Genomic DNA, 25,410 nt, shown 5'->3' on the forward strand with positions numbered 1-25,410 from the left:
CCTCCCGCAGGCCAGCTTCAGCGGATGCGTTCGCTGAGGCCGGGGACTGCCTGGCCGCGCAGCAGGTCGGCCAGCACCTGCGCGCCGCGCACGACGCCCAGCGCGGGGCGGCTGAACAGCGCGTTGGCGTCCACCGCCCACACCTCTCCCAGCGGCAGGTCCGGCAGGTTGCAGGCGAAGGTGACGTTGTCGCGCAGGCCGTACCCGCAGCACAGGACGACGCTCACGTCGGGCCGCAGGGGCGCGATCTGCTCCCAGGTGGCGCGGCCCGAGTCGGTGCCGGGGGTGCCCAGGACGTTCACGCCGCCCGCCCGCACCACCTGCTCGGGCACCCAGTGCCCCCCGTAGAACGGAGGTTCGGTCCACTCCAGCGTCAGGACGCGCGGCGCGTGGGGAACGGGCCGGATGGCGTCCCAGTCGGCCTGCGCCTGCCGGGCGAGGGCATCGCCGGCCTCGGGGAGACCGGTCGCGGCGGCCAGGGCGCGCAGGTCGTCCAGGATGCCCTGCACGCTGCGGCCATCCAGACTGAGGACGTTCGCGGCGGGCAGGCAGCCGGGCAGGTACCGCACGGCGGCCTCCAGGGTGCCGGGCGTGACGGCGCAGACCTCGCACACGCCCTGCGTGACGACCAGATCGGGGTTCAGCTGGTCGAGCAGGGTGCCGTCCACCTGGTACAGCGCGCGGCCCTCGCGCACGGCCTCGCTGACGGCGCGGTCAATCTCGGCCTGGGGGGCGCCGCTGTCCACGATGGAGCGGGTCAGGACCGGCAGGTGCCGGGCGCGCGGGTGGTCGCAGGAGTGGCTGACGCCCACCACGCGGCCCGCCAGACCCAGGTCGGTCAGCAGATCGAACAGCAGGTCGGTGGCGCTGGGCAGCAGGCTCACGATGCGCTGGGGGGCGGTCATGCGGTTCAGGGTACCCCGCGCCAGCGTGGGCGCACAGGCCAGCCGCGCTCCTGGCGGGGCGGTGGGGGCCCTCTTGACCCTGACACTGACGTCAGGGTCTAGCCTGAGGGCATGCGAATCGGCGAACTCGCGGCCCGCACTGGCAGCAGTGTCCGCGCCCTGCGGCACTACGACCGGACCGGCGTCCTCAGCAGTGTCCGTCAGGACAACGGGTACCGCACCTTCATCCCGGAGGACGTGGCCCGCGTGCGCCTGATCCGCATGTTCCTGGCAGTGGGCTTCACCCTCGACGAGATCCGCCGGTACGCCCCGTGCTGGCAGGCCGGCGGGACCCCCGCTGATTCCGCCGCCGGGGACGTCGCCCACTTTTACCGCCGTAAGCTCGCGGAACTCGACACGCAACTGCGGGACCTGCACGTCATCCGTGACCGCCTGAGTGCGCAGCTGGACGCCCTTGAGCGCTCCGGCACGACCTGCGCCGCGCCTCCCCGGGAGACCCCATGAACCTGACCCTGCTTCGCAACGCCACCCTGCGCCTGGAACTGGCGGGGCAGACTGTCCTGATCGACCCGATGCTCGGTGAGCGGCACACCCTGCCGTCCTTCGGGGGCCTTGAAGCCAACCCCACCGTGCCGCTGCCCGTCCCGCCGGACGCGGCGCTGCACGGCGTGACCCTGCTGGTCGTGTCGCACCTGCACCCCGATCACCTGGACGCGGCGGCCCTGGCGGCGCTGCCCAGGGACCTGCCGCTGCTGTGCCAGCCGGGCGACGAGGCGACCCTGCGCGGGCACGGCTTTCAGCACGTGACGCCCCTCCAGGACAGCCTGACCCTCCAGGGCCTGACCTTCACGCGCACGGTGGGCGAGCACGGCAGCGGCGAGATCCTCTCGCGGATGGGACACGCGATGGGCTTCACGCTGCGCGCGCCCGGGGAACCCAGCCTGTACTGGGCGGGCGACACCGTCCTCATTCCCGCCGTGCGGGAGACCATCGCCCGCGAGCAGCCGGACGTGATCGTCACACATTCGGGCGGCGCGGCGCTGGGCGGGACGCTGATCATCATGGACGCCGCGCAGACCGTGGACGTGCTGCGCGCCGCGCCGGACGCGACCGTGGTGGCCGTGCATCTGGAAAGCCTGGACCACTGCGCCACCACCCGCGCCGACCTGCGGAACGCGGCACAGGCGGCGGGCGTCGCCGCGCGCCTGCTCGTCCCGCAGGACGGTGAGACCCTGACGCTGGCGTGACCGCCGCGCACGGCCCGGTTGAGGACGGTTGTCCAGGCCGCGTGCCCGGAGACCCGGGCGCCCCGCTCCCTGGTCAGCGGCTGGCCCAGAGCTCCACGAGGCCGCGCAGGGTCAGGGTCTCGTCGTAGTGGTCAATCTCGCGGCAGATGCCCTCGATGGTGCGCGAGAAGCCCCCGGTGGCGATGGCCACGGCGGGACCCGGCAGTTCGGCGCGGATGCGGCGCAGCAGGCCGTCCACCATCTCGGCGTACCCGAACACGAGGCCGGACTGCAGGGCGTGCGTGGTGTTCTTCCCGATGGCCGTGCCGGGCGCCTGCAGCGTGATGCGAGGCAGTTTCGCGGCGCGGCTGAACAGCGCGTCCGCGCTGACCTGCGCGCCGGTGGCGAGCACGCCGCCCAGGAAGCGGCGTCCGCGGCCGATCACGTCGAAGTTGGTGCTGGTGCCGAAGTCCACGACCACGGCGTACTCGTGGTGCCCCAGGTACTTCTCGGCGCCGAACAGGTTGCACAGGCGGTCGGCGCCCACGGCGTCGGGCACGTCGAGTTCCACGCTGACGTCCGGGAGGTTCGTGGCGCGCACCTCGAAGGCCTCCACCGCGAAGTGGCGGCGCAGGGCCAGGACGTAGTTCTCCCCCAGGGGCGGCGCGACGCTGCTGAGCACCGCGGCGCGCGGCGTGGGCGCGCCCGTCAGCGCCAGCAGGCCGTGCAGGCGCATGGCGAGGTCGTCCGGGAGGTGCTCGCGGTTCGTGCGGATGCGCCACGTGTTTGTGAGGTTCAGCTGCTCGTCGGCCAGGCCGATCACGGTGCTGGTGTTGCCGATGTCCACGGCCAGGAGGGGGAAAGCAGGCACGCCCCGCATTCTAGGCCAGCCCTGGCTGGTCCCGGCCGGTGTGCGGCGGGTTCAGCGGAGGGTGCGGGTCAGTTCGCGGGTCATCAGGTCCTCGGCGATGGGTCCGCGGAGGCGGCCGAACAGCTGGATGTCCAGGAAGTACACGTGTCCGGCGCGGCTGGCCGGAAGGCGCTGCGCGAAGGGGTTGGCGTGCCAGTCGCGCCGGGCCTGCGCGGCGGTGTTCTTGCCGGACGCGATCACGAAGATGGCGTCGGCGCGGGTGGCGCTCAGGCCCTCGCTGCTCAGTTTCAGGTAGCCCTCGCCCAGGCTGGGGTCCTGGCGGCCGGGCAGGTCGAGGGTCAGGCCGAGGTTCTGGAAGTACCCGCCGGTCCAGTCGTGCGGGCCGAGGACGGTGTAGAGGTCGCGGGTGGCGCCCCCGGCGTTCCAGATGACTAGGGCGCGGCGGCCGCGCAGCCACGCGGGGAGGGTCTGGCGGGCGCGGTCGGCGGCGGCGGCCCGCTGGCGGATGACCTGCGCGGCGCGTTCGGGGCGGTTCACGGCGCGGGCGAGGACCGGCAGGGTCTTCTGCCAGTCGCCGCTGTGAGTGCCGTGAAAGAGCAGGGTGGGCGCGATGGCGTTCAGGGCGGGGTAGGTGTCCTGCGCGAAGTGCTCGCCGACGATCAGGTCGGGTTTGAGGCTGGCGAGGACTTCGAGGTTGGGTTTGAAGCGGTCGCCGACGTAGGTGGGCGCGCCGGTCACGCGGCTGCCCAGGTAGCGGATCTGGCGGATGGGTGAGCCGTACTGGCGCAGGTTGAGCTGGGCGGCCTCGCCGTAGCCGACGGGCTGGATGCCCAGTGAGAGCAGCAGGTCCAGCGCGTGTGGGCCGAGCGCGACGACGCGGGTGGCGGGTGCGGGGAGGGTGGTGGTGCCCGCCGCGTGGCGCAGGGTGATGGGGGCGGCGCCGGCGGTGGCCAGGAGGCCGGTCAGGAGCGTGGTGGCGAGCAGGATGGTGGGGCGGCGCAGGGTCACGGGCCTCACTCTGCTTGAATGATAATGAAATATCAATACTTTTAAGGCAGTGCTGTCTGCCGGAACCGTCCCTCCTGTCGCCAGGCAGTGGTCCGCACCTCCGGCTGTTCCTGCACGCCGGACACGCGGCTCAGGCAGAACTCTCATGCGGGCGGCGCTAGGCTGACCGGGCCACACAACCCATCCCTCTCTTCTGACCTGTCCGGAGGCCGCTGTCATGGATCCTGCCCTGCTGTCCCACCCGCTGGTGCTCCCCACCCCCACCCTGTCCGCCGCCGCACCCGTGTCCCCCCAGGACGCCGCGCGGCTGCGCGCCCTCGACCCGCAGGCCTACTGGCTGGAGATCGCCCGGGAACTCAGCTGGGTCACGCCGCCCACCACCGCCCTGAACGGCACACTGGGCCACTTCGAGTACTTCCCCGGCGCGACCGGGAACGTCAGCACAAACTGCCTCGACCGCCACCCCCCGGAGCGCGTGGCGCTGCGCTACGAACGCGAGGACGGCCTGAGAGAAACCTGGACGTTCGGCGCGCTGACCGACGCCACCGCCCGCTTCGCCGCCGCGCTGGAAGACCTGGGCGTCACGAAGGGCGACCGGGTGGCGATCTACCTGGGGAACGTCCCGGAGGCGTTCATCGCCATTCACGCCTGCTACCGCATCGGGGCGATCTACTCGGTGATCTTCGCGGGCTTCAGCGCCTCGGCGGTACGCGACCGGCTGGAGGACGCGCAGCCGAAGGTCGTGGTGTGCACCGACGCCACCCTGCGGCGCGGGAAGGTCGTGCCCCTGCGCGACACCCTGCACGAGGCGCTGGGCGGCCTGGACGCGCAGGTCATCGTGGCCCGCCGCGTGGAACCCGGCGCGCCGCTGCGGCCCGGCGACCTGGACTTCCACGCGCTGCTGGACGCCACCACCCGCCGCGCCGACCCCGCCGCGCTGGACGCGAACGACCCGGGCTTCATCATCTACACCAGCGGCACCACCAGCAAACCCAAGGGCCTCGTGCACGCCGGGCTGGGCTTCCTGACCGGCGCGTACGCGAACGTGAAGTGGGCCCTGAACCTCCACCCCGGCGACGAGTACTGGTGCACGGCGGACGTGGGCTGGCTGACCTTCCCGATCTTCGCGCTTGTGGGCGGACTGGCGCACGGCGCGACCCACGTCATCTACGAGGGCAGCATCGACACGCCCACCCCGGCCCGCCCGTACGAGATCATCGGCCGGTACGGCGTGACGAAGGTCTTCACCGCGCCCACCGCCCTGCGGATGCTGCGCCGCGCCGGGGACGACGCGCTGCGCGGCCAGAACCTGGACAGCCTGCACCTGATCGGGCTGGTCGGCGAGCCGCTCGACCCGGAGACGTGGCACTGGACGCACCGCACCCTCGGGCAGGAACGGGTCTTCGTGAACAACACCTACGGGCAGACCGAGACCGGCACCGCCTGGGCAGGCAGCATGGTGGGCCTGACCGCCACCCGCCCCGGCGCGTGCGGGCACCCCCTGCCCGGCTACCGCGCCCGCGTCGTGCGGGACGACGGGCAGGAGGCCGCCCCGGGCGAACTGGGCGCCCTGACCCTCACCGAGCCGTTCCCCTGCCTGGCACGCACCGTGTGGGGCGACCACGACCGCTACGTGCAGACGTACCTCGCGGACTTCCCCGGCGCGTACGCTGCCAGCGACGCCGCCCTGCTCGACCACGACGGGCAGCTGTGGGTCACGGGCCGCCTGGACGACGTGATGAACATCGCCGGGCACCGCATCGGCACCATGGAGATGGAAGCCGCGCTCATCACGCACCCCACCGTCAGCGAGGCCGCCGTGGTCGCCATGCCCGACGACGTCAAGGGCGCCGTGCCGGTCGCGTTCGTGGTGCCGCGCGGGGACGCGCAGGACAGCCCCGAACTGCAACGCGAACTCGCCGAGGCCGTCGTGCGCGGCGTGGGCGCCATCGCCCGCCCGGCGCGCGTGATCGTGACCCCCACCGTGCCCCGCACCCGCAGCGGCAAGATCATGCGCCGCGTCCTGCGCGACCTGCTCGTGACCGGCGAGACGCGCGGCGACCTCACCAGCCTGGAAAATCCGGACGCCATCGACACGGTGCGCGAACGGCTGCGGGGCGGCAGCACGCCGTAACCCGCCAAGCACAGAGGGAGCGCCCGTGTTGCCCGGCGCTCCCTCTGTCTCCTGCGCTCAGCTGAACTTGCCGAGGTCCAGGGGAATCTGGTAGGCGCAGTCCGTGTCCGCCTCGGTGCGCAGCAGCAGGGGCACGGTGTCACTGGCGCCGATCCCGGCCTTCAGCGGCTCGAAGTAGTACACGAGCGTGCCGCTCCAGGTGCCGCCGTCCTGCTTGAAGTCGTTCACGTACGTGCTCCTGACGGGCGCGATCAGTTTCCCGTCCGGGCCCTTCAGGCGCACGAGGTACGCACCCCGGGCCTTCTCGCCCGGCAGGCCGCGCACGCCGATGTCCACGCGCAGCTGCCCATCCGGAAGGCGGCGACTGGCGGACTCCTCGGCCAGCGCGGCCTTCACGCTGAGGTTCTGGAAGTTGTTGCGGGCGTCCTGCGCCTGGAAGTACAGCTGGTCCGCCTGCCCGCTCACGGTGAGCTGCGCGGGACGGCTGCCCTTCGTGAAGTCGTCCGGCGCGGCCAGCCAGTCCGCGACGCAGGCCGCGCCGCCGTCGAAGGCGGTCACGGCGTCCTTCCCACCAGCGAAGGCGCCGCCTTTGACGGTCAGGTCCACCGTCAGGTACGTGGCGACCGGGTCGCGGCGGCCATACGCGCCGTCGATGACGTTCTTGGCGGTGGTGTCCTCCAGTTTCGGCACCCACGCGTACGCGGGCGCGGCCAGCAGCGAGCAGAGGGTCAGCAGGGTCAGGTAACGGATCATGGGGCTCCTTTGATACGGGATGGAATTGACTTGCTTCGAACGTGATCGCGTTCCGTTATCCCCTCTCCCCCTGAGGGAGAGGGAGGAAGGAGCAGAGCGACGGAAGGGTGAGGGGGCCACCGGGCGACTCCGATTGACTTGGAATCACTCGAATCCCGTATGAGGCTCAATCTTTGAGGTAGACGACGCGGCACGCGCTGCCCGCCGAGCGGAACTGCGCGGCAGCCGCGTCCGAGAGGGTCACGTCGGTGTACACCCGCGAGTTCGGGGCGAACCGGTTGGGCTGGATGCGCTCGGCCTTCACGCGGGTGACGTTCGGGAAGGTCGAGAGCTGCGACTCGGCGGTGACGTAGGTGTGCAGGTTGCCCGCCTGCACCAGTTCGCTGGACACCCCCCTGATCAGGGCGGCGTCGGGCCACAGCTGCTGCCCGCCCGCGTACACGATGCTGGTCATGTCCCGCTGGAACGCGCCCAGCCCGCGCACGTCAATGGCGACGGTGCAGGCCAGCGGGCGCGTCTCGCTGCCCGCCCCGGCTGCCGCGCCGCCCCCGCGCGCGAGCGGCGCAGCCGGGTCACGGCCCCCGCTGCCGCTTCCCGCGGCGCCGCTGCCCCCACGTCCGGATGCGGGCGCACCGGCATCCCCCCCTGCGCCGTTCCCGGGCCGGGCCGAGGTGGGGGCGTCCGCGTCGCCCGCCGCGGGACCCGTACCCGCTGCGCCGGTGGGGGCCGTGCCAGCAGCCGGGGTGGGACTGCCGGCCGGGTCGCGGCTGGGCGCGCCGGCGGCCGGGGCCGCGCCGGTTCCGCTGCCAGGCTCGGCACGTGGGGCCGGAGAAGAGGCGGGGGCATCGTCGCTGGCCGCCGTCGGGGCCGTGCCGCGCGGGGCGGGCGTGGCTGCGGGCGTGGTGTCCCCAGAATCCCCGGCGCCGTCAGCAGGTCGAGCCGAGGGGGCGGGTGCGGGCGTGGCGGTGGGCTCCGGCGCGCGGGCGGTTGGGGTCGAGGTCACTGGAGCGGCCGCCGCTGGCTCGCTGGGGGCCGCTCGGCTGCTGCCGGAAGCGGCCGGACCCTCCTGGGGCGCTGGAGCGGTCTGGTTGCGGGTGGTGGCGGTCACCGGACTGCCGCCTTCGGGCGTGTCGGCGCGACTCACGGGCCGGGCGGGGATGCCGCGCGCGTCGGCCGGGGCCTCGGTCGGGCTGGCGGTGCGGGCCGGGGCAGCCTGGGCGACCTCGCTGCCCGTCTCCGCGCGGGTCAGGTCCTCGCGGCGGGGCAGGGCACTGATCGGCTCGGGGGCAGAAGTGGCGTTCCCGGCGGTGCGGGCCGCCTCGGGGGCCGCTACGTCCGGTTCCGCCGCGCGGGTGGGCGTCGCCTCGGGCGCGGCCTCCACCTCACCGGTGGCGGCAAGGCGGGTCGTGGCGTCCAGCGCGGGCAGCTCGGACGGAGCAGGTGCGGCGTCCGCCTCACGGGGCGCAGCCGGAGCGGATGCTGCCGCAACAGGCGCCGCGACCTGCGGGGCTGAGGCTGTGGGAGCGGCCAAATTCGGAACCTGGGCCGCCGGAGTCGAAGAGGCCGGGGTTGAGGCAGTTGGGGTTGAGGTGGGCGGCGCAGACGGCGCGGCCGTCGTGCGGGACGCCGAGTCCGCCGGGGGCTGAGCCGCACGGGTCGGGGCGGCGGGTGTCGTCGGCTGGGAAGTCGTCGGGGACGGCCGCGGCTGTGGCGCCTGGCGGGTCTCGGTGACGGGACGCGCGGCTGTGGCCGGGCTGGTGCGCTCCGGGGTGGCGCGCGGCGTGGTGGTCGTCCGGGATGGGGTGATGTGCGTGGTGGGCGGCGCCGGGGCGAGCGTCACGACTTCCAGCGGCGCGCGGGCCGGGTCGGGCGTCGCCGCGGAGGGCAGGGGCTGGGGGCGCAGGGCCAGCAGGCCGGCCAGCAGCGTCACGTGCACCGCGATGGTGGCGGCGGCGGCGCGTCGGCCCTCGCGGGACTCAGGGCGGGCCGGGGTGGGACGAGGCAGGGTGGTCACGGCGCCGCACCTTCGTCCTTTCCGGTCTGCGTGCCCAGGGCCAGCCGCGTGCCGCCGGCTTTCTTGATCTCGTCCATCACGCCGACGACCGTGCCGTAGCTGCCGCGCTCGTCGGCGCGCAGGCCCACCATGCCGCCCGACGCGGCCGCCAGGGGCCGCAGCTGCGCGCCCAGCCTGGTGAGGGTGGTGGCTGTCCCGTTCAGGAACACCTGCCCGGCGCGGTTCACGCTCACGACCGGCAGATCCGGCGTTTCCTGCACGCTGCTGCTCGCGCGCGGCAGGTCCAGCGGCAGGGCGTTCTGCCGGGCGCCCAGCGTGCTCGTCAGGAAGAAGAAGATCAGCAGCAGCAGCACGATGTCCACCATGGGCGCGAAGTCAAAGGTGACCGGGTCGTGGTCCCCGCGGAAGCGGCGGCGGGCGGGGCGGGTCACTGCGCCCCACCGAAGGTCAGGGCGACCTCCGGTACCGGCGCGTCGGCGCGCGCGGGGGCCGGGGTGGGCGCAGGGCGGGTCAGCCAGCCGGGCAGGTCCTCGCGCACCTGCTCGGCCTGCACCATGATCCGGTCGGCGCGGGCGCGCAGCGCGCCGCGCGCCACGTACGCGATTACCGCGACGATCAGCCCGGCGGCGGTGTTGATCAGCGCCTCGCTGATCCCGGTCGCCAGCTGCGCGGGCGTGGGCGCGGTGGTCTGGCTGAACACCAGGAACGAGCGGACCATGCCGATCACGGTGCCCAGCAGGCCCAGCAGGGGCGCCACCTGCGCGGCGGTGCCCAGCGCGCCCAGCCCGGCGTACAGGCGGGCGTCTTCACCCAGCAGCGCGGAGTGCATGGCGCTTTCGGCGGCGGGCACGCCCCGGTCGGCGCGGGCCAGTCCGGCGCGCAGGACCTGCGCGGCGGGGCTGGGGTGCGCGGCGCGGTCCACTTCGGCCAGCGCGGCGTGCGGGCCGCTCTCGGCGGTGACGGCGCGGGCGCGTTCCACGAGCGTGCGGGCGTCGGCGCCCAGGCGGGCCAGGGCCTGGGCGCGGGCGGCGCTCAGGTAGACCACGTAGACCGACAGGGCCAGCAGCACCCACAGGAGCGGGCCGGCCGCGCGAACCAGATCAAGGATGGTCATGACCTTCACGGGTAGCACGCGCGCTCGTGGCAACCGTGAAAAACACGTGCAGCACACTCATGAGGAGGAGCGGCCGTCTGCGGGAGGCTGAGCTCCAGCCCCTGGTGGAGTGGCGGGTCCGGGTCGGCCGCGCTGAGCGGCGGGGTTCTGGTTGCCGCTCGCGCGGGCGGTACGGTCCAGAGCCTCAGGACGTGACGTCCACCTGTCGGCGGCTGGGGGTCCGCGCCGCGTTTCCTGGCCCGGAATCCGCAGTGAATCACTCGACTTTGCAGGCTGCGGCGGGTAAAATAACCCGGTAAGTAGGAATCATTCCTAACAAAACACACCCTGATTCCCGAAGGAGCCTCATGACCCACCAGCTCGAAATCCGCAACCTGCACGCCACCGTCGGCGACCAGCCCATCCTCAAAGGCATCAACCTGACCGTGCCCCGCGGCGAACTGCACGCCATCATGGGCCCCAACGGCAACGGCAAGAGCACCCTGGCCAAGGTCATCGTCGGCGACCCCGAATACACCGTCACCGAAGGCGAAATCCTCGTCGACGGCCAGAACATCCTCGAGATGGAACCCGACGAACGCGCCCGCCTCGGCGTCTTCCTGGCCTTCCAGTACCCCGTCGAGATCCCCGGCGTCACCATCGCCAACTTCCTGCGCCTCGCCATGCAGGCCCGCAAGGCCGAAGGCGAAGAAGTGAGCTTCACCGAGTTCTACGGCAAGCTCCAGAGCGCCCTGAAAACCCTGGAATGGGACGAGAGCATCGTCGAACGCTACCTGAACGCCGGCTTCAGCGGCGGCGAGAAGAAGCGCAACGAGATCCTCCAGATGCTCATGCTGGAACCCAACTACATCATCATGGACGAAACCGACAGCGGCCTCGACGTCGACGCCCTGAAGATCGTCTCCAAGGGCGTGAACAGCATGCGCGGCGAGAACCTCGGCGGCCTGATCATCACCCACTACCAGCGCCTGCTCGACTACATCGTGCCCGACAAGGTCCACATCATCCTCGACGGCAAGGTCGTCCAGACCGGCGGCCCCGAACTCGCCAAGAAGATGGACACCGAAGGCTACGACTGGGTCAAGGAACTCGCCACGGCGTAACGCCGTTGATGGTGAACGGTTGACGGTTGATGGCCGACCCCACGCGGGTCCGTGTCCATCAACCCTCGCTTCCCTCTCACCCTCCGAAGGAGCAGCACATGACCATCAATCCTGAAGTGAACGAGATCAACGCCACGTACGAGTACGGGTGGAGCAGCCCGGAACGCTACGCGATCAAGGCCCCCAAGGGCCTGAGCCGCGACGTCGTGGAGATGATCAGCAAGGCCAAGGACGAACCCCAGTGGATGCTGGATTTCCGCCTGAAGGCCCTGGACATCTTCCTGAGCAAGCCCATGCCCGAGTGGGGCGCAGATTTGAGCGGCCTGAACCTCGACGAGATCTACTATTACATCAAGCCCGAGGGCTTCAACGCGCGCAGCTGGGACGACGTGCCGGCCGACGTGAAGGAAACCTTCGAGCGTCTGGGCATCCCCGAGGCGGAGCGCGCCGCGCTGGCCGGTGTGGGCGCGCAGTACGAGAGTGAAATGGTGTACCACAACCTCAAGGAGGAGTGGGAGAAGCTCGGCGTGGTGTTCCTGAGCATCGAGGACGGCCTGAAGGAGTACCCGGAGCTGTTCCGCGAGCACTTCGCGACCATCGTGCCGCCCGAGGACAACAAGTTCGCGGCCGTGAACAGCGCCGTGTGGTCGGGCGGGAGCTTCGTGTACGTGCCCAAGGGCGTGAAGGTGGACATTCCCCTGCAGACGTACTTCCGCATCAACGCGGAGAGCAGCGGGCAGTTCGAGCGCACCCTGATCATCATCGACGAGGGCGCGCAGGCGCACTACATCGAGGGCTGCACCGCCCCCGCGTACAGCAGTGACTCCTTCCACTCCGGCGTGATCGAGATCGTCGTGAAGGAAGGCGCGCGCTTCCGCTACAGCACCATCCAGAACTGGAGTCACAACGTCTACAACCTCGTGACCCAGCGCGCCGCCGTGTACGCGGGCGGCGTCATGGAGTGGGTGGACGGGAACCTGGGCAGCAAGGTCACCATGAAGTACCCCGCCTGCTACCTCCTCGAGGAAGGCGCGCGCGGCGAGGTCCTGAGCATCGCCATGGCCGGCCGCGGCCAGCACCAGGACGCCGGGGCGAAGATCGTGCACTTCGCGCCCCACACGTCGGGCACCATCGTGTCCAAGAGCATCAGCAAGGACAGCGGACGCAGCAGCTACCGCGGCCTCGTGAAGATCTACGAGGGCGCCAAGGGCAGCAAGACGAACGTCGAATGCGACGCCCTCCTCCTCGACGAGGAAGCCCGCACCGACACCTACCCCTACATCGAGATCGAGGAAAAGGACGCCAGCGTCGGCCACGAAGCCACCGTCTCCAAGATCAACGACGACCAGATCCTGTACCTCCAGAGCCGCGGCCTGAGTGAAGACGAGGCGGCCGGCCTGATCGTGCGCGGCTTCATTGAACCCATCGCGAAGGAACTCCCTCTGGAGTACGCCGTGGAACTGAACCGCCTGATCGAACTGGAAATGGAAGGCTCGGTCGGCTGACCGCCCCCTGCCGCCCTCACGCTGCGGCGTGGGGGCGTCTCCCCTGCCCTGGAGGTCCCGCGTCATGAAACTCAATCACATCAATCTGGGCGTCACGGACGTACCGCAGGCGGTCGAGATCTTCGAGCGGTTCTTCGGGCTGCGGCAGGCGGACGGCATGCCCCGCACGGACGCGATGACGTTCCTGCTGGACGACGCGGATTCGCTGATCTCGGTCTTCCGGGCGAAGGACGTGGTGTACCCGAAGGTGTTCCACATCGGGTTCCTGCAGGACTCGCCGGAGCAGGTGAGGGCCATTCACGCGCAGCTGACCCAGGGTGGCTTCACGGTGCCCGCACCGCGTGAGAACCACGGTCGGCTCACTTTTTATTTTGACGCGCCGTTCGGCGTGGTGATCGAAGTCGAATCGTTCCTCGGCTGAGGGACTCTTCTTCTTTCTTCTGGAGGTCGCATGACTCAATTCAATGATCAACTGGCGCAGGTGCAGGGGCCCGAGTGGCTGAGCGCGAAGCGCAGGGAAAGCCTGGAGCTGTTCACGACGCTGGACGTCCCGCAGGAGTCGGTGGAGGCGTGGAAGTACACGCGCGTGGACGTCGATTTCGACGCGCTGCGCCCGCACGGCAAGCGGGACGTGGTCTCGGACGTGTCGGCGCTGCCCGCGAGCGTGCAGGAGCGCCTGAGCGGCACGGACGTGGGCGCGTTCCTCGTGCTGGACGGTCCGGACGTGGTGTACCGCACGGAACTCCCGGCGGAACTGGCCGCGAAGGGCGTGATCTTCACCGATCTGAAGACGGCGGTAGAGCAGCACGCGGACAAGGTGCAGCAGTACCTCTACAGCGTGGTGCCGGCCGAGGTGCCGGACGACACGACGATCGCCGCGCCGGGCACGACGCCCAGCAAGAGCCCGGATCCCAGCGAAGGGAAATTCAGTGCGCTGGCGGCGGCCCTGTGGACGAACGGCGCGTTCGTGTACGTGCCGCGCGGCGTGGAGGTCGAACTGCCCCTGGGGTCCTTCCGCGTGATGAGTGAGGCCGGGACGTACACCGCGACCCGCACGCTGGTCGTGGCCGAGGAGAACGCCCAGGTGACGTTCATTGACGAGCAGGACAGCGCCCCTCTGCCCGGCACGTACGCGATCGGCGCGGTGGAACTCGTGGTGAAGGACGGCGCGCGCGTCCGGTACGTCAGCATCCAGAACTGGGGTGAGGGTGTCACGCACATCCAGCGTCAGCGTGGGGACGTGGGCCGCGACGCGACCCTGAATTCCCTGGTCGTCACGATGGGCGGCACCCTGAGCCGCACCGAGATGCAGTCCTACCTGCGCGGGCAGGGCGCGGACAGCGAGATGCTGGCCCTGTACTTCGCGAACGCCGACCAGCACTTCGATCACTACACCCTCCAGCACCACGCCGCCGCGAACGCGCACAGCGACCTGCTGTACAAGGGCGTGAACAACGACCAGGCGGTCGGGGTGTTCAGCGGCATGATCAAGGTGGACCTGGGCGCGCAGAAGACCGACGCGTACCAGAAGCACCGCACCCTGATGCTCAGCAGCGAGGCCCGCAACTACAGCGTCCCGCAGCTGGAGATCAACGCGAACGACGTGCGGTGCAGCCACGGCAGCACCACCAGCCCCGTCGATCAGGAGGCGCTGTTCTTCCTGCGCTCGCGCGGCATCAGCAAGGAAACCGCCGAGAAGATGCTCGTCACGGCGTTCTTGGAGGACGTGCTGGGCCGCGTGCCCCTGGCCAGCGTCGTGAAGTACATCGAGGGCATCATCGCTAAGAAGGTCGGCGCGGCGTAACGCCTCCCGGCTCTGTGCCTGAACCGGCCCGTCCCGCGTGGACGGGCCGGTTTACACTGCCGGGCATGGCGATGCGGGTGGTGTTCCCGGCGGATTACTTCCAGGCGCGGCAGCCGGACGGGGCGTTCGTGGATCAGGCGGCGGCGTTCGCGGCGCACGGGTGGGGCGTGTCTACCTTTGCGTTCGACGGGGACCGGGTGTTCCGCCCGGCCCTGGTGCCGGGTGAGACGGTGCTGTACCGGGGCTGGATGCTGGATGAGGCGGGGTACCGGGCGTTCGTGGGCGCGGTGGAGGCGGCGGGCGCGCGGGTACTGACCCCGCCGGAGGCGTATCTGGCGGCGCATCACCTGCCGCGCTGGGCGCCGCTGCTGGCGGACGTGACGCCGGAGACAGTGTGCTTCACGGATCTGGACGCCCTGCCGGGGGCGCTGGCGGCACTGGGCTGGGACGGGTTTTTCGTGAAGGACTTCGTGAAGTCCCTGAAGACCGGCGCGGGCAGCCGCATCACGCGGCCCGATCAGATCGGGGAGTTGCTGGCGCGCATGGCGCATTTCCGGGGGCAGATCGAGGGTGGGGTGTGCGTGCGCCGCGTGGAGGCGCTGGACCCGGCGTCGGAGGTGCGGTTTTTCGTGCGTGCGGGGCGGGCGTTCGGCGCTGATGGCGCGGCGGTGCCGGATCTGGTGCGGGACGTGGCCGGGCGGATCACCTCGCCGTTCTTCTCGGTGGATATTGCCCGGCGTGCCGATGGTGTGCAGCGCGTGGTGGAGGTTGGGGACGGGCAGGTGTCGGATCTGGTGGGCTGGACGCCCGCGCAGTTCATGGCGGTGTGGGCGGGCTGATCAGCTCAGGTCCAGTTCGCCTTCTTCCTCGCCCCACCAGTTCACGCGGCGGGCCTTCACGGTGATCATGGTCAGGCCGGGGGTGTCCAGGCCGTCCTTGAACCACTGCGTGAGACTCTCCTGCCAGTGGGGGGCCATGGTGGGGCGGTGGGTGGTGAGGGTCGCGTCACCCTGCACGGCGATGAACAGGAAGGGTTTATCCGACTGGAAGCCCAGCTGGACGTTCTTGTTCTTCGCGATGTCCTGCGCGGCGCGGCTGCCTTGCCACGTGAAGAAGTGGCTGGTGCCGTCGTAGTCCACCTCGCCGTTGTTGCTCATGGGGCGCGAGCCGAGGTGGCCGTATGCGGTGGTGGTCGTCAGGAGACAGAGGTCGAGGCCGCGCATGAGCCGCGCGAGGTCTTTCAGGGTGCCGGGCATACCCCGAGCGTAGGGGGGCGCGGTGGCCGGGGGGATGACGCGGGCTTCACGGGAGGCTGGGCGTGTCCTGAGGTGATCTTCAGGCGGGGCCCCTTCCCCCGTTCTGAATCCTTTCAGATAGCATGGGGGCATGCGAACTCAGAAGCTGGGCGGAAGTGAGCTGATGGTGCCGGTGGTCGCGGTGGGCTGCATGCGCATCGACGGAATGGAGCAGGCGGCCGCGTCGCGGCTGATCGGGACGGCGCTGGAGCACGGCGCGAACTTCTTCGATCACGCCGACATCTACGGCGCGGGCCGCAGCGAGGAGGTGTTCGCGGATGCGGTCGGCATGACCTCCAGCGTCCGTGAGGGCCTGATCCTCCAGTCCAAGTGCGGGATTCGCCCCGACCTCCAGACCTTCGATTTCTCGCGGGAGCACATCCTGGCGTCGGTGGACGGCATCCTGAAGCGGCTGCGGACCGAGTACCTGGACGTGCTGCTGCTGCACCGCCCGGACGCGCTGGTGGAACCCGAGGAGGTCGCCGCCGCCTTCGACCAGCTGGAGCAGGAGGGCAAGGTGCGGCACTTCGGCGTGTCGAACCAGCACCCGCGCCAGATCGAGCTGCTGAAGAAGTTCGTGCGGCAGCCGCTGGTGGCGAACCAGCTGCAGCTGAGCATCACGAACGCCACGATGATCACCAGCGGCCTGAACGTGAACATGGAGAACGCCGAGGCCGTGAACCGCGACGGGGGCGTGCTGGACTACTGCCGCCTGCACGACATCACCGTGCAGCCCTGGTCGCCGTTCCAGTTCGGGTTCTTCGAGGGGGTGTTCATCGGGCACGCGAAGTTCCCCGCGCTGAACGCGAAACTGGACGAGATGGCCGCGAAGTACGGCGTGAGCAGCACGACGGTCGCCATGGCGTGGCTGCTGCGGCACCCGGCGCGGATGCAGCCGGTGACCGGCACGACCACCCCGGAGCGTCTGGCGGACTGCCTGCGCGCGGCGGACGTCACCCTGACGCGCGAGGAATGGTATGGCCTGCTGATCGCGGCCGGGAACACGCTGCCCTGACCCTCCCCGGGTTCCGCCGCCCCGGCTAGACTGCGCGTCATGAAACGCAGGGTGTGGGTGGCGGCGGCGCTCGTGGCGGGCGGGGCGCTGCTGAGCGGGTGCGCGGACGTGCGGTACCTGTCGCAGGCGGCGGGCGGGCAGCTGGACCTGCTGCGCCGCGCGCGGCCCCTGGCGGACGTCCTGGCTGATCCGGGCACCCCGGCGGGCGTGCGGCGCCGCCTGCAACTGGCGTCGGACGTGCGGGCCTTCGCGGTCGCGCCGGAGGCGGCGGGTGGGCTGGGCCTACCGGACCACGGCTCGTTCCTGAAGTACGTGGACGTCGGGCGGCCGTACGTGGTGTGGAACGTGTTTTCCGCGCCGGAGTTCAGCGTGACGCTGGACACGTCGTGTTTCCCAGTGGCGGGCTGTGTGGGGTACCGGGGATACTTCAGCGAGGCGGCGGCGCTCTCGGACGCGCAGGCGCGGCGCGCGGCGGGCCGGGACGTGAACGTGGGCGGCGTCAGCGCGTACTCCACGCTGGGGTACCTCAAGGACCCGCTGCTGTCCACCATGCTGAGCTACCCGGACGCGACGCTGATCCGCACGATCATCCACGAGCTGTCCCACCCGAGCCTGTACGTGGCGGGCGACACGGTGTTCAACGAGTCGTACGCCACAGCGGTGGAGGAAGAGGGGATGCGCCGCTGGCTGGCGCGGTACGGCACGCCGGAGCTGCGCGAACAGGACCGGCTGGCGCAGGAGCGGCAGTCGGGGTTCGAGGCGCTGCTGCTGGACACCCGCGCGCGGCTGGAGGCGCTGTACGCCGCGTCCGGCCTGACCGAGGCCGAACGGCGTGCGCGCAAGGTGGCAATCCTGGCGGACATGAACACCCAGTACGCGACGCTGAAGGCATCCTGGGGCGGGTACGCGGGCTACGACGCCTTCTTCGCGCGGGGCGTGAACAACGCGACGCTGGGCGCCGTGGCGGCCTACGCGACCATGGTCCCGGACTTCCAGGCCCTCCTGGCGCGGGTGGACGGGCACCTGCCCACCTTCATCGAGGAGGCCCGCGCGTGCGGCCGCCGCCCGCAGGCCGAGCGGGCCACCTGCCTGCGCGGTTCCTGACCGGCGGCCCTCACGGTCGGTCCCCAGACGCCGTCCTGCACGCTGCGCCGTGTGAGAGGGCGGTCTCATGCCCGGCCGGGCGCGGGTCTGCTACCGGCCGGTCACTGTTCCCCCGCTGCGGGGGACCGGGCTGACCCGCGGGGTGAGGGGGCGGTGACGTGCCCCTGAATCCCATGAAGGCTGCGTGCGCCGCGCCTGAGCGGACATCCGGCGCGCCCTTGAGCGTGCCCCCAGGGAACGCGCAGCTTCGCCCCGCAAGGTGGGGAGCAGGAACAGCCCAGAGCGGTCGTTCACTTCTCCCCGCCCGGCCCACCGTGGCCGCGCGACCCTGAAAGAGGTGCTCCATGCGTCAAGAGAATGCCCCCCGTCCCGCCCTGCGCCGCCCCCTGCTGGGCCTGCTCACGCTGAGCCTGCTGGCCGCCCCTGCGGCGCTGGCCCAGACCGCCGACCCGGTCATGCCGCCCGCCCCGGCACCCGTCACCACCGAGCCCACGGCGCCGGCCCCCGCGCCGACCACGCCGGCTGAAACGGCCCCCACCGACGCGGCCCCGACCGAGACCGCCCCCACGGACGCGGCGCCTGCTGATGCGGCCCCGACGGACGCCGCGCCAGACACCGCAGCGCCGACCGAAGCAGCGCCGGCCGACGCCGCCCCGGCCGGTGACGCCCAGCCCAGCAGCCTGCCGGCCGCAGGCAGCGTGACTGTCCCCAAACTGGACGGCGAGGAGGTCCTGAAGACCGTCCCCACCGTGCTGGGCGAGGCCCTGATCTACAGGGGTGACGCCGAGGACGCCCTGGCCCGCACCGCGCAGGCCCTGGTCGCCGAGGGGTATCAGGCCGCCGAGGGTGCCGCCCCCACCGCCGACGCGGCGGGCGTGACCACCCTGACCCTGACGAAGGATGACCAGCAGTTCCAGCTGACACAGAGGAGCAGCATGGGCCTGACGGTCGTGGCGCTGGCCCGCCTGCCCGAGAGCGAGAGCACCCCGGCCGCCCCCGCCGCCGAGACGCCCGCACCCGACCGTGCGCCCGCCACCGACGCGGCCCCAGCAGACACAGCGCCCAGCGAGGCGCCAGCGGAGGCAGCTCCGGCTGAATCCGCCCCGGCAGACGCGGCACCGACTGAACCCGCGCCCAGCGAACCGGCCCCCGGTGCGCCTGCCCCGACCGAGCCCGTGACCCCAGCTCCCGTCACGCCGCCCAGCCAGCCCTGAGCGCAGCGCCTCTCCGTGCAGCGCCCCTCCAGGTGCGAAGCCGCCCCCCCCTCGGGGCGGTTTTTTCATGTCTGCACCCGCAACCTCCGGGCGGGACCGAGAGGAGCGTGGGCGCATCCGGATCGGCCGCAGGTGGGGTCCGGACCGTCCTGAACAGAACGTGGGCACCGTGCGCCCCCACCGACCTCGACATCAGACGGGATGAAATTGACTTGCTTCCGACTGGAACACGTTCCGTTGTCCCCTCTCCCCCTGTGGGACTCGGAGAGCTGCGCAGCAGAGAGGGAGGGAAGCGCGACAGGGCGGAAGGGCGAGGGGGGCCACCGGGCGACTCCGAATGATGTGGAATCACTCGAATCCCGTATCAGACGGGCGAGGACGAGGGGGGTGCTATGGTCGCAGCGGTGTTCAGGTGGGTCGAGGGCTGACCAGCGCACACCTGAACCGGGCGGACTCGCAGAGGTGCGGAGCCGGAGCGAGCCCCCGTCCACACCAGCGGTTGGACATGGCGTCGAAGGGCCTGCCGGAGGCGCCAGGGTGGAACTGGACACCGGGGTCCCAGTGTCGCGTCGCGCCCGGGGCACCCTCTCCCCGGCGACTGGGGCGGGGCGTCCAAAAGAGGAGCGCCGCCTCTCCGGTGGGAGGGGCGGCGCTCGGGAAGAGGATTACTCTTCGCTCTTCTCTTCGGTGCTCTCGGCGTCGCCTTCGGTCTCGCCCGCGGCGTCGGCCTTGGCTTCCTCGACGGTGGCGTCGCCTTCGAGGATCGCGGCGGCGGCTTCCTCGCTGATCTCGCCAGCGGCGACCAGACCGGCCACCTGGGCGGCCTGCTGCTCGGCGGCGGCTTCGCCTTCGCTGAGGCGGGGCGGCAGGACGCTGATGACGACCTGCTCGGCGTCACCGGCGAGCTTCACGCCGTCGGGCAGTTTGACCTGACCGGCGGTGACGTGGTCACCGATGTTCAGCTTGGTGACGTCCACGACGAGTTCCTGGGGGATGCGGCGGGGGCCGGGGGCGATGACGCTCAGGTTGTGAATGACGATGTCCACGAGGCCGCCCATGACTTCGCCCTGGCTCTTGCCCTTGGTGTGCACGGGGACGTTCACTTCGACGGGTTCACCGTAGGTGACCATGTAGAAGTCCACGTGGATGGGGGTGCGCTTGCGCTTGTCCATCTGCACGGTCTTGACGAGCGCGGGGAAGGTCTCGCCACCCTCGATGGTGATGTCGAACAGACCGGTGGTGCTGGTCTGGCGGAAGGCGCGGTCGAAGGCCTTCTTGTCGATCGTGAAGGAGACGTTCTTCTCCTTGTTGTAGGCGACGGCGGGGATCAGGCCTTCAGCGAGCTTTTCCTGGCTCTTGCGGGGTTTGGCGTTCAGTTCCATGTGCTCTTTCTCCTTCGGGGACGTTCTTCGCCGCCTCACTCTCGCCGCGCGGTTCCGCTCGGGGCGGGGCGGGGGGCGGGCGTGCAACCGTGACAGCATAGCAAACGCGCGTGCGCGGGTGGAAGGGTTACGGGGGCCTCTGCTAGACTCTGTGGCGTTGCCGCGCGGCCGCCCCACCCAGCGGGTGCGGAGATGGCCCCGGACGGAAGATAAGGAGAAGAACATGATCAGTGTGACTGAACTGCGCAACGGCACGAAAGTGGAGATGGACGGCGGCCTGTGGGAGTGCCTGGAGTACTCGCACCTGAAGATGGGCCGCGGCGGCGCGAAGGTCGTCACGAAGTTCCGCAACATGGAAAGCGGCTCGATCGTGGACCGCACCTTCAACAGCGGCGAGAAGCTGCAGGACATCTACGTGGAAGGCAAGAAGATGCAGTACCTCTACCCCGACGGTGAGGACTACGTGTTCATGGACCTGGACACCTTCGACCAGATCACGCTGGGCAAGACCCTGGTCAGCGACGCCTCGAAGTTCATGAAGGAGAACACCGAGGTGGAAGTCGCGATGTACGGCGAGAAGCCCCTGAGCATCACGCTGCCCAACCAGGTCATCCTGAAGATCGTGCAGACCGACCCCGGCGTGCGCGGCGACACGGTGTCCGGCGGCACGAAGCCCGCCACGCTGGAGACCGGCGCCGTGGTGCAGGTGCCCCTGTTCGTCGAGCAGGACACCAACGTGAAGGTGGACACCCGCACGGGTCAGTACCTCAGCCGCGCGTAAATGACGTGACGTAACGGCGCCGCCCCCGGTTCCTCCGGCGGGCGGCGCACACGTTTTCCCTTGGACTGAGTTCAGTCCGCGCCCGGCGGCCCGGAGTGCCCCTGCACCGCGATTGCCGCTAGACTGGGCGCAGCCAAACGAGCGTTAGGCTGCGGGGTGCATGCCCCTCTCACCCGGCACAGGGCATGATTGGGAGCAGCACCCGCAGAACACCCGAACTTCAAGGAGGGGCCATGAACCCGAACGACCTGAAACAGATTCTCGATGCCCTCACGTACGCCGACGTGCGCGAATTCAGCCTGCGCACCGGCAGCTTCGACCTGAGCCTCAAACGCGGCCCGCAGGCCTTCGCCGCGCCCGCACCCATGCCCACCCCCGGCCCCGCCCCGGTCGCGACCCCCATGCCCGCCCCCGCGTTCGCGCCCATGCCCGCACCCACCATGCCTGCCCCACAGGTGCAGGACAGCGCCCCCGCACAGGCCGCGCCCGCTCCGGCCCCCACGCCCGCCGAGGCGCCTGCCGAGAAGCCCGCCAGCAAGGGCACGCCCGTCAAGGCGCCCATCGTCGGCACCTTCTACGCATCCAGCAGCCCCGACGCCGCCCCCTACGTGAAGGTCGGCGACACCGTGGCCGCCGGGCAGGTACTGTGCATCATCGAGGCGATGAAACTCATGAACGAGATCGAAGCCGAGCAGGGCGGCACCATTCGCGAGATCCTCGTGAAGAACGCCGAACCCGTCGAGTACGGCCAGACCCTCTTCATCATTGAGTAATTGCGGTGAGCCGGAGGCGAACCCGAGCGGACCTGAAAGGCTGCACCGCAGCGCGAGCAGCAACAGGTTCTGAGTCGCGCAGATGAAGGGGTGGGCCGGGCGACGTTCCCGGCTCTCACCGCAAGTCGGAGCGGATCAGAACTCAGCCGACCGAGGTTTGCCTCCCAGCCGCTGGAGGCATGCATGTTCAAGAAGATCCTGATCGCCAACCGTGGCGAGATTGCCCTGCGCGTCATCCGGACGGCGCGGGAGATGGGCGTGAAGACGGTCGTGGTGTACTCCACGGCAGACGAGAAGAGCCTGCCGGTGCTGCTGGCCGACGAGTCGGTGTGCGTGGGTCCGCCCGCGAGCAACCAATCGTACCTGAACATCCCGAACATCCTCTCGGCGGCGCTGATGACGGGCGCCGAGGGCATTCACCCGGGCTACGGCTTCATGGCGGAGAACCCTGACTTCGCGGAGATGTGCCGCGAGCATGGCATCACGTTCATCGGGCCGACGCCCGAGAGCATGCGGGCCCTGGGCAGCAAGGCCGGCGGGCGCGAGATCGCCGCGCTGAGCAACGTGCCGGTCGTGCCGGGCACCGGCGTGCTGGATACGGTGGACGACGCGCTGCTGGCCGCCAAACAGATCGGGTACCCGGTGCTGCTCAAGGCCAGCGCGGGCGGCGGTGGGCGCGGGCAGAAGGTCATCCGCACGCAGGAGGAACTCGCCAAGGGCTTCGCGCAGGCGCAGGAGGAAGCGCGGCTGTACTTCGGTGATCCGGCGATCATCATGGAGAAGTTCCTGGAGGAATTCCGGCACGTCGAGGTGCAGGTCATGGGCGACGGGCAGGGCCACGTCATCCACATCGGCGAGCGCGACTGCTCCATCCAGCGGCGCAACCAGAAGCTGATCGAGGAGGCGCCCAGCACCCTGCCGGATACGCTGCGTCAGGAGATCCTCGCGGCGGGCGTGCGTCTCGCCAAGCACGTGAACTACGCCGGGGCGGGCACGCTGGAATTCATCGTGGACCGCGACGGGAACTACTACTTCATGGAGATGAACACCCGCATCCAGGTGGAGCACTGCGTCTCCGAGGAGATCTCCGGGCTGGACTTCGTGAAGCTGCAGCTGGAGATCGCCGCCGGGTACGGCCTGAAGCTCCAGCAGGAGGACGTGGTGCTGCGCGGGCACGCCATCGAGTGCCGCCTGAACGCCGAGGATCCCGACAAGGACTTCCGCCCGGCCGCCGGGAAGATCGACGACGTGCACTTCGCAGGTGGTCCCGGCGTGCGCGTGGACAGCCACTGCTACACCGGCTACGTGATCCCTCCGCACTACGACAGCCTGATCGGCAAGCTGATCGTGCACCACGACACCCGCGAGCAGGCGATTGCCCGCATGAAGCGCGCGCTGGAAGAGACGGTCATCCAGGGACCGAAGACGACCATTCCGCTGTACGTGAAGATCATGGACAACCCGTTCTACAAGCGCGGGGCGGTCATGACGAACTTCCTGAAGACCCGCATGGAGATGTAAGAGCGTGTTTTAAAAGTGCCTGAATGACAGCGCAGCGGGCCAGGTTCTGGCCCGCTGATGTTGATGAGACGACAACGGTATACCAGCGACCTGACCCGCCAGCAGTTTAAACGCCTCGAACCGTTGTTGCCGACTGGCAAGGCCGGGGGCCGACCCCGCACGGTGGATCTGTATGAGGTGATGTGCGCGATCATGTATGTACTCCAAAACGGCTGCGCCTGGCGCAATCTGCCTCATGATTTCCCAGCCTGGGAGACCGTCTACGGCTACTTCCGACGGTTTCAGTACGACGGCACGTGGGAAGCGGTGAACCGCTTCCTGGTCAGACGTACACGGCGCAAGGCCAAACGCGATCCGGAGCCGAGTGCGGGCAGTATCGACTCCCAGACCGTGCGCTGTGCGCCACAGGCGGGGATACGCGGTGTGGACGCGGGCAAGAAGACCAATGGGCGCAAGCGGCATCTGGTCGTGGACGCCCTTGGACTGCTGCTGGTGGTCTATGTGACGGGGGGTGGCGTGCAGGATCGGGTCGCAGCCCCGATCCTGCTGGGCATCCTCGCCAAACGCCATCCGCGCCTGAAGCACATCTGGGCGGATGGCGGTTACTTAGGTGAAGTGGTGACGTGGGCCGAGAAGGTCCTGGGCTGGGTGGTGGAGATCGTTCACGGCATCAGCGGACAACGAGGCTTCGTTGTCCGCCCACGGCGCTGGGTCGTTGAGCGTAGCTTGGCTTGGCTGACCCGCTGTCGTCGCCTGACCCGAGATTTCGAAGGGCGGCCAGAGACCACCGAAGCGTGGTGCTATCTCGCCAGCATTCGACTCATGTTGCGCCGTCTTGACCCCGCTGCCTAAAGCTTTTAAAACACGCTTTAAGAGCCTATGGCGGATGGTCGGAGGCAGACGGCTGGGGGGCACCCGGCGTCTGCCTCTGCCCGTTTGGGGGCGCGTGATGCGTGGCTCTCGCGCCTGTGTGGCCGGGCGTGGCCGGAGGGGCTGCTGCTGGACGCGCTGAGCCTCTCCCCTGCCCTGGACGTGCTGGATGTGGGCGCGGGGGATGGTCGGCTGCTGCGGGAGCTGGCGCGGCGGGGGCACGCGGGCCGGGTGGTGGGGATCGATCCCACGCCGGGGCCGGGCGTGCAGCCCGCATCAATGGTGGCGTTGCCGTTCCCGGATGCGAGCTTCGCCGTGGTGCTGTTCGTGAGGGTCCTGGCGCACCTGCCCGATCCGGCGCGGGCACTGGCAGAGGCGCGGCGCGTGCTGCGGCCCGGCGGGCAGGTGTGGGACGCCGCGCACGGCCCGGTGCACCTGCGGGCCACCTGGGCGGCGCTGGGCCAGCCCCTCGCGCCGGGGGACACGCTGCCGGAATCCGCGTTGACCGTCACCTGCCCGCTTACGGTGACCGGTGACGACGCCCGCTTCCTGCTGGGCACATACGGGAAAGAGGCGGAGGTTTCCCCCCACCTCTTCCCCGTGCAGGACGCCGCGCAGCTGCTGGTCTGGTCCCTGGCCCCGTGAGGTCAGCTGGCCAGTCGGCGCGCCAGGCGGCCAGTGCCGCCCCCGCGCGGTGGGGCGCATGCTGCGGGCATGCTTCCTGCTGACCTGCATCAGGCGCTGCGGCCCCTGCTTCCGGAACTTCAGACCCAGCTGCTCGGAGGGTGCCGCCCGGACCCGCTGCGGCACCTGGACATTCAGGTGTCCGCGAAACCCAGCGGCACGGTCACGTTGACGGTGCGGGCCGCGCATGACGGGGCGCGCTGGGGCCGCACGGCCAGCGTGGACCTGCACCCGCTGTGGTGCGGGGATCACCTGGAATTGCGGGCGGACGCGCCGGAGTACGCGATCAGCGCCACGTGATACGGAATTCAAGTCAGTCCACGTCATTCCGAGT

At 70.3% G+C, this 25,410-nt stretch carries 26 protein-coding genes; 17 read left to right on the forward strand and 9 right to left on the reverse strand.

Annotated elements, in window-relative coordinates; genetic code table 11:
- Nucleotides 1–17: 17 nt before the first annotated feature.
- Nucleotides 18–905 carry a hypothetical protein gene (locus SY84_RS05975; protein WP_046843254.1) on the reverse strand — a complete coding sequence of 296 codons (888 nt, stop codon included), beginning with the start codon at nt 903–905 and terminating at the stop codon, nt 18–20.
- Between the two features lie 111 nt (nt 906–1,016).
- Here SY84_RS05975 and SY84_RS05980 point away from each other — a divergent pair, with 111 nt between their 5' ends.
- Together SY84_RS05980 and SY84_RS05985 are read left to right on the forward strand one after the other, a co-directional pair.
- Complete coding sequence (locus tag SY84_RS05980; protein WP_046843255.1) at nt 1,017–1,409, forward strand: MerR family transcriptional regulator; 393 nt, start codon at nt 1,017–1,019, stop codon at nt 1,407–1,409.
- Nucleotides 1,406–2,152 carry an MBL fold metallo-hydrolase gene (locus tag SY84_RS05985; protein ID WP_046843256.1) on the forward strand — a complete coding sequence of 249 codons (747 nt, stop codon included), beginning with the start codon at nt 1,406–1,408 and terminating at the stop codon, nt 2,150–2,152. Before SY84_RS05980 ends, SY84_RS05985 begins: the two co-directional genes overlap by 4 nt.
- A gap of 73 nt (nt 2,153–2,225) precedes the next feature.
- Here the strand turns inward: SY84_RS05985 and SY84_RS05990 are convergent, their stop codons facing one another.
- The gene (locus SY84_RS05990) at nt 2,226–3,002 is read right to left on the reverse strand and encodes a type III pantothenate kinase (RefSeq protein WP_046843257.1); all 777 of its coding nucleotides are present in this window, start codon (nt 3,000–3,002) and stop codon (nt 2,226–2,228) included.
- A gap of 51 nt (nt 3,003–3,053) precedes the next feature.
- Nucleotides 3,054–4,010 (reverse strand): ABC transporter substrate-binding protein, encoded by a 957-nt coding sequence (locus tag SY84_RS05995; RefSeq protein WP_245621419.1) that lies wholly within the window; start codon nt 4,008–4,010, stop codon nt 3,054–3,056.
- Nucleotides 4,011–4,227: 217 nt separating this feature from the next.
- On the opposite strand from SY84_RS05995, the gene SY84_RS06000 reads away from it, so the two are divergent.
- Nucleotides 4,228–6,144 (forward strand): acetate--CoA ligase, encoded by a 1,917-nt coding sequence (locus SY84_RS06000; RefSeq protein WP_046843258.1) that lies wholly within the window; start codon nt 4,228–4,230, stop codon nt 6,142–6,144.
- 57 nt (nt 6,145–6,201) lie between these two features.
- Here SY84_RS06000 and SY84_RS06005 read toward each other — a convergent pair whose 3' ends face one another.
- The 4 genes from SY84_RS06005 to SY84_RS06020 all read right to left on the reverse strand — a co-directional run bounded on the left by SY84_RS06005 (nt 6,202) and on the right by SY84_RS06020 (nt 10,025).
- Nucleotides 6,202–6,897, reverse strand: a complete 696-nt coding sequence (locus tag SY84_RS06005; protein ID WP_046843259.1) for a hypothetical protein — start codon at nt 6,895–6,897, stop codon at nt 6,202–6,204.
- 166 nt (nt 6,898–7,063) lie between these two features.
- Nucleotides 7,064–8,911: a hypothetical protein gene (locus tag SY84_RS16450; protein WP_157882906.1), complete on the reverse strand. Its 1,848-nt coding sequence runs from the start codon at nt 8,909–8,911 to the stop codon at nt 7,064–7,066.
- The gene (locus SY84_RS06015; RefSeq protein WP_046843261.1) at nt 8,908–9,342 is read right to left on the reverse strand and encodes an ExbD/TolR family protein; all 435 of its coding nucleotides are present in this window, start codon (nt 9,340–9,342) and stop codon (nt 8,908–8,910) included. The genes SY84_RS16450 and SY84_RS06015 overlap by 4 nt, the downstream gene beginning before the upstream one ends.
- Complete coding sequence (locus SY84_RS06020) at nt 9,339–10,025, reverse strand: MotA/TolQ/ExbB proton channel family protein (protein ID WP_046844982.1); 687 nt, start codon at nt 10,023–10,025, stop codon at nt 9,339–9,341. Before SY84_RS06020 ends, SY84_RS06015 begins: the two co-directional genes overlap by 4 nt.
- A 347-nt stretch (nt 10,026–10,372) precedes the next feature.
- On the opposite strand from SY84_RS06020, the gene sufC reads away from it, so the two are divergent.
- The 5 genes from sufC (at nt 10,373) to SY84_RS06045 (ending at nt 15,276) form a co-directional block, all read left to right on the forward strand.
- Entirely contained in the window at nt 10,373–11,128 is a 756-nt protein-coding gene (gene sufC / locus SY84_RS06025) for a Fe-S cluster assembly ATPase SufC (RefSeq protein WP_046843262.1), read from the forward strand.
- Between the two features lie 98 nt (nt 11,129–11,226).
- Nucleotides 11,227–12,633 (forward strand): Fe-S cluster assembly protein SufB, encoded by a 1,407-nt coding sequence (gene sufB, locus SY84_RS06030; protein ID WP_046843263.1) that lies wholly within the window; start codon nt 11,227–11,229, stop codon nt 12,631–12,633.
- 64 nt (nt 12,634–12,697) lie between these two features.
- The gene (locus SY84_RS06035) at nt 12,698–13,054 is read left to right on the forward strand and encodes a VOC family protein (RefSeq protein WP_046843264.1); all 357 of its coding nucleotides are present in this window, start codon (nt 12,698–12,700) and stop codon (nt 13,052–13,054) included.
- A 30-nt stretch (nt 13,055–13,084) separates the two neighbouring features.
- Nucleotides 13,085–14,437 carry a Fe-S cluster assembly protein SufD gene (sufD, locus tag SY84_RS06040; RefSeq protein ID WP_046843265.1) on the forward strand — a complete coding sequence of 451 codons (1,353 nt, stop codon included), beginning with the start codon at nt 13,085–13,087 and terminating at the stop codon, nt 14,435–14,437.
- A 65-nt stretch (nt 14,438–14,502) separates the two neighbouring features.
- Complete coding sequence (locus tag SY84_RS06045) at nt 14,503–15,276, forward strand: ATP-grasp domain-containing protein (RefSeq protein ID WP_052751057.1); 774 nt, start codon at nt 14,503–14,505, stop codon at nt 15,274–15,276.
- Here SY84_RS06045 and SY84_RS06050 read toward each other — a convergent pair whose 3' ends face one another.
- Nucleotides 15,277–15,693: a pyridoxamine 5'-phosphate oxidase family protein gene (locus SY84_RS06050; RefSeq protein ID WP_046843266.1), complete on the reverse strand. Its 417-nt coding sequence runs from the start codon at nt 15,691–15,693 to the stop codon at nt 15,277–15,279.
- A 130-nt stretch (nt 15,694–15,823) separates the two neighbouring features.
- Between SY84_RS06050 and SY84_RS06055 the strand changes: the two genes are divergently transcribed.
- The 3 genes from SY84_RS06055 to SY84_RS15815 all read left to right on the forward strand — a co-directional run bounded on the left by SY84_RS06055 (nt 15,824) and on the right by SY84_RS15815 (nt 19,065).
- Nucleotides 15,824–16,747 (forward strand): aldo/keto reductase, encoded by a 924-nt coding sequence (locus SY84_RS06055; RefSeq protein WP_046843267.1) that lies wholly within the window; start codon nt 15,824–15,826, stop codon nt 16,745–16,747.
- A gap of 39 nt (nt 16,748–16,786) precedes the next feature.
- Entirely contained in the window at nt 16,787–17,851 is a 1,065-nt protein-coding gene (locus tag SY84_RS06060) for an aminopeptidase (protein WP_046843268.1), read from the forward strand.
- 344 nt (nt 17,852–18,195) lie between these two features.
- Nucleotides 18,196–19,065, forward strand: coding sequence for a hypothetical protein (locus SY84_RS15815; RefSeq protein ID WP_052751058.1), 870 nt, complete (start codon nt 18,196–18,198; stop codon nt 19,063–19,065).
- Nucleotides 19,066–19,730: 665 nt separating this feature from the next.
- On the opposite strand, the gene SY84_RS06075 is transcribed toward SY84_RS15815, so the two are convergent.
- Nucleotides 19,731–20,447: a 50S ribosomal protein L25/general stress protein Ctc gene (locus tag SY84_RS06075; protein WP_046843269.1), complete on the reverse strand. Its 717-nt coding sequence runs from the start codon at nt 20,445–20,447 to the stop codon at nt 19,731–19,733.
- A 223-nt stretch (nt 20,448–20,670) separates the two neighbouring features.
- Here SY84_RS06075 and efp point away from each other — a divergent pair, with 223 nt between their 5' ends.
- From efp to SY84_RS06105, 6 genes are all read left to right on the forward strand, one after another.
- Entirely contained in the window at nt 20,671–21,228 is a 558-nt protein-coding gene (efp, locus tag SY84_RS06080; protein ID WP_046844986.1) for an elongation factor P, read from the forward strand.
- A 233-nt stretch (nt 21,229–21,461) separates the two neighbouring features.
- Entirely contained in the window at nt 21,462–22,001 is a 540-nt protein-coding gene (accB, locus tag SY84_RS06085) for an acetyl-CoA carboxylase biotin carboxyl carrier protein (RefSeq protein WP_046843270.1), read from the forward strand.
- A 183-nt stretch (nt 22,002–22,184) separates the two neighbouring features.
- Nucleotides 22,185–23,522 carry an acetyl-CoA carboxylase biotin carboxylase subunit gene (gene accC, locus SY84_RS06090; protein WP_046843271.1) on the forward strand — a complete coding sequence of 446 codons (1,338 nt, stop codon included), beginning with the start codon at nt 22,185–22,187 and terminating at the stop codon, nt 23,520–23,522.
- A 63-nt stretch (nt 23,523–23,585) separates the two neighbouring features.
- Nucleotides 23,586–24,374: an IS5 family transposase gene (locus tag SY84_RS06095; RefSeq protein WP_046844987.1), complete on the forward strand. Its 789-nt coding sequence runs from the start codon at nt 23,586–23,588 to the stop codon at nt 24,372–24,374.
- An 84-nt stretch (nt 24,375–24,458) separates the two neighbouring features.
- A complete protein-coding gene (locus SY84_RS17005; protein WP_052751234.1) occupies nt 24,459–25,037 on the forward strand; it encodes a class I SAM-dependent methyltransferase in 579 nt (192 codons plus the stop codon).
- A 69-nt stretch (nt 25,038–25,106) separates the two neighbouring features.
- Nucleotides 25,107–25,376, forward strand: coding sequence for a hypothetical protein (locus SY84_RS06105; protein WP_046843273.1), 270 nt, complete (start codon nt 25,107–25,109; stop codon nt 25,374–25,376).
- Nucleotides 25,377–25,410 lie beyond the last annotated feature (34 nt).

The sequence above is a fragment of the Deinococcus soli (ex Cha et al. 2016) genome (assembly GCF_001007995.1).
Lineage (GTDB): Bacteria > Deinococcota > Deinococci > Deinococcales > Deinococcaceae > Deinococcus > Deinococcus soli.

What these genes read in the sequence shown, in the direction of transcription:
- SY84_RS05975 (WP_046843254.1), bottom strand. Translation starts at nt 905, where the DNA reads ATGACCGCCCCCCAGCGCATCGTGAGCCTGCTGCCCAGCGCCACCGAC.
- SY84_RS05980 (WP_046843255.1), top strand. Translation starts at nt 1,017, where the DNA reads ATGCGAATCGGCGAACTCGCGGCCCGCACTGGCAGCAGTGTCCGCGCC.
- SY84_RS05985 (WP_046843256.1), top strand. Translation starts at nt 1,406, where the DNA reads ATGAACCTGACCCTGCTTCGCAACGCCACCCTGCGCCTGGAACTGGCG.
- SY84_RS06000 (WP_046843258.1), top strand. Translation starts at nt 4,228, where the DNA reads ATGGATCCTGCCCTGCTGTCCCACCCGCTGGTGCTCCCCACCCCCACC.
- SY84_RS06005 (WP_046843259.1), bottom strand. Translation starts at nt 6,897, where the DNA reads ATGATCCGTTACCTGACCCTGCTGACCCTCTGCTCGCTGCTGGCCGCG.
- SY84_RS06020 (WP_046844982.1), bottom strand. Translation starts at nt 10,025, where the DNA reads ATGACCATCCTTGATCTGGTTCGCGCGGCCGGCCCGCTCCTGTGGGTG.
- sufC (WP_046843262.1), top strand. Translation starts at nt 10,373, where the DNA reads ATGACCCACCAGCTCGAAATCCGCAACCTGCACGCCACCGTCGGCGAC.
- sufB (WP_046843263.1), top strand. Translation starts at nt 11,227, where the DNA reads ATGACCATCAATCCTGAAGTGAACGAGATCAACGCCACGTACGAGTAC.
- SY84_RS06035 (WP_046843264.1), top strand. Translation starts at nt 12,698, where the DNA reads ATGAAACTCAATCACATCAATCTGGGCGTCACGGACGTACCGCAGGCG.
- sufD (WP_046843265.1), top strand. Translation starts at nt 13,085, where the DNA reads ATGACTCAATTCAATGATCAACTGGCGCAGGTGCAGGGGCCCGAGTGG.
- SY84_RS06045 (WP_052751057.1), top strand. Translation starts at nt 14,503, where the DNA reads ATGGCGATGCGGGTGGTGTTCCCGGCGGATTACTTCCAGGCGCGGCAG.
- SY84_RS06050 (WP_046843266.1), bottom strand. Translation starts at nt 15,693, where the DNA reads ATGCCCGGCACCCTGAAAGACCTCGCGCGGCTCATGCGCGGCCTCGAC.
- SY84_RS06055 (WP_046843267.1), top strand. Translation starts at nt 15,824, where the DNA reads ATGCGAACTCAGAAGCTGGGCGGAAGTGAGCTGATGGTGCCGGTGGTC.
- SY84_RS06060 (WP_046843268.1), top strand. Translation starts at nt 16,787, where the DNA reads ATGAAACGCAGGGTGTGGGTGGCGGCGGCGCTCGTGGCGGGCGGGGCG.
- SY84_RS15815 (WP_052751058.1), top strand. Translation starts at nt 18,196, where the DNA reads ATGCGTCAAGAGAATGCCCCCCGTCCCGCCCTGCGCCGCCCCCTGCTG.
- SY84_RS06075 (WP_046843269.1), bottom strand. Translation starts at nt 20,447, where the DNA reads ATGGAACTGAACGCCAAACCCCGCAAGAGCCAGGAAAAGCTCGCTGAA.
- efp (WP_046844986.1), top strand. Translation starts at nt 20,671, where the DNA reads ATGATCAGTGTGACTGAACTGCGCAACGGCACGAAAGTGGAGATGGAC.
- accB (WP_046843270.1), top strand. Translation starts at nt 21,462, where the DNA reads ATGAACCCGAACGACCTGAAACAGATTCTCGATGCCCTCACGTACGCC.
- accC (WP_046843271.1), top strand. Translation starts at nt 22,185, where the DNA reads ATGTTCAAGAAGATCCTGATCGCCAACCGTGGCGAGATTGCCCTGCGC.
- SY84_RS06095 (WP_046844987.1), top strand. Translation starts at nt 23,586, where the DNA reads ATGAGACGACAACGGTATACCAGCGACCTGACCCGCCAGCAGTTTAAA.
- SY84_RS06105 (WP_046843273.1), top strand. Translation starts at nt 25,107, where the DNA reads ATGCTTCCTGCTGACCTGCATCAGGCGCTGCGGCCCCTGCTTCCGGAA.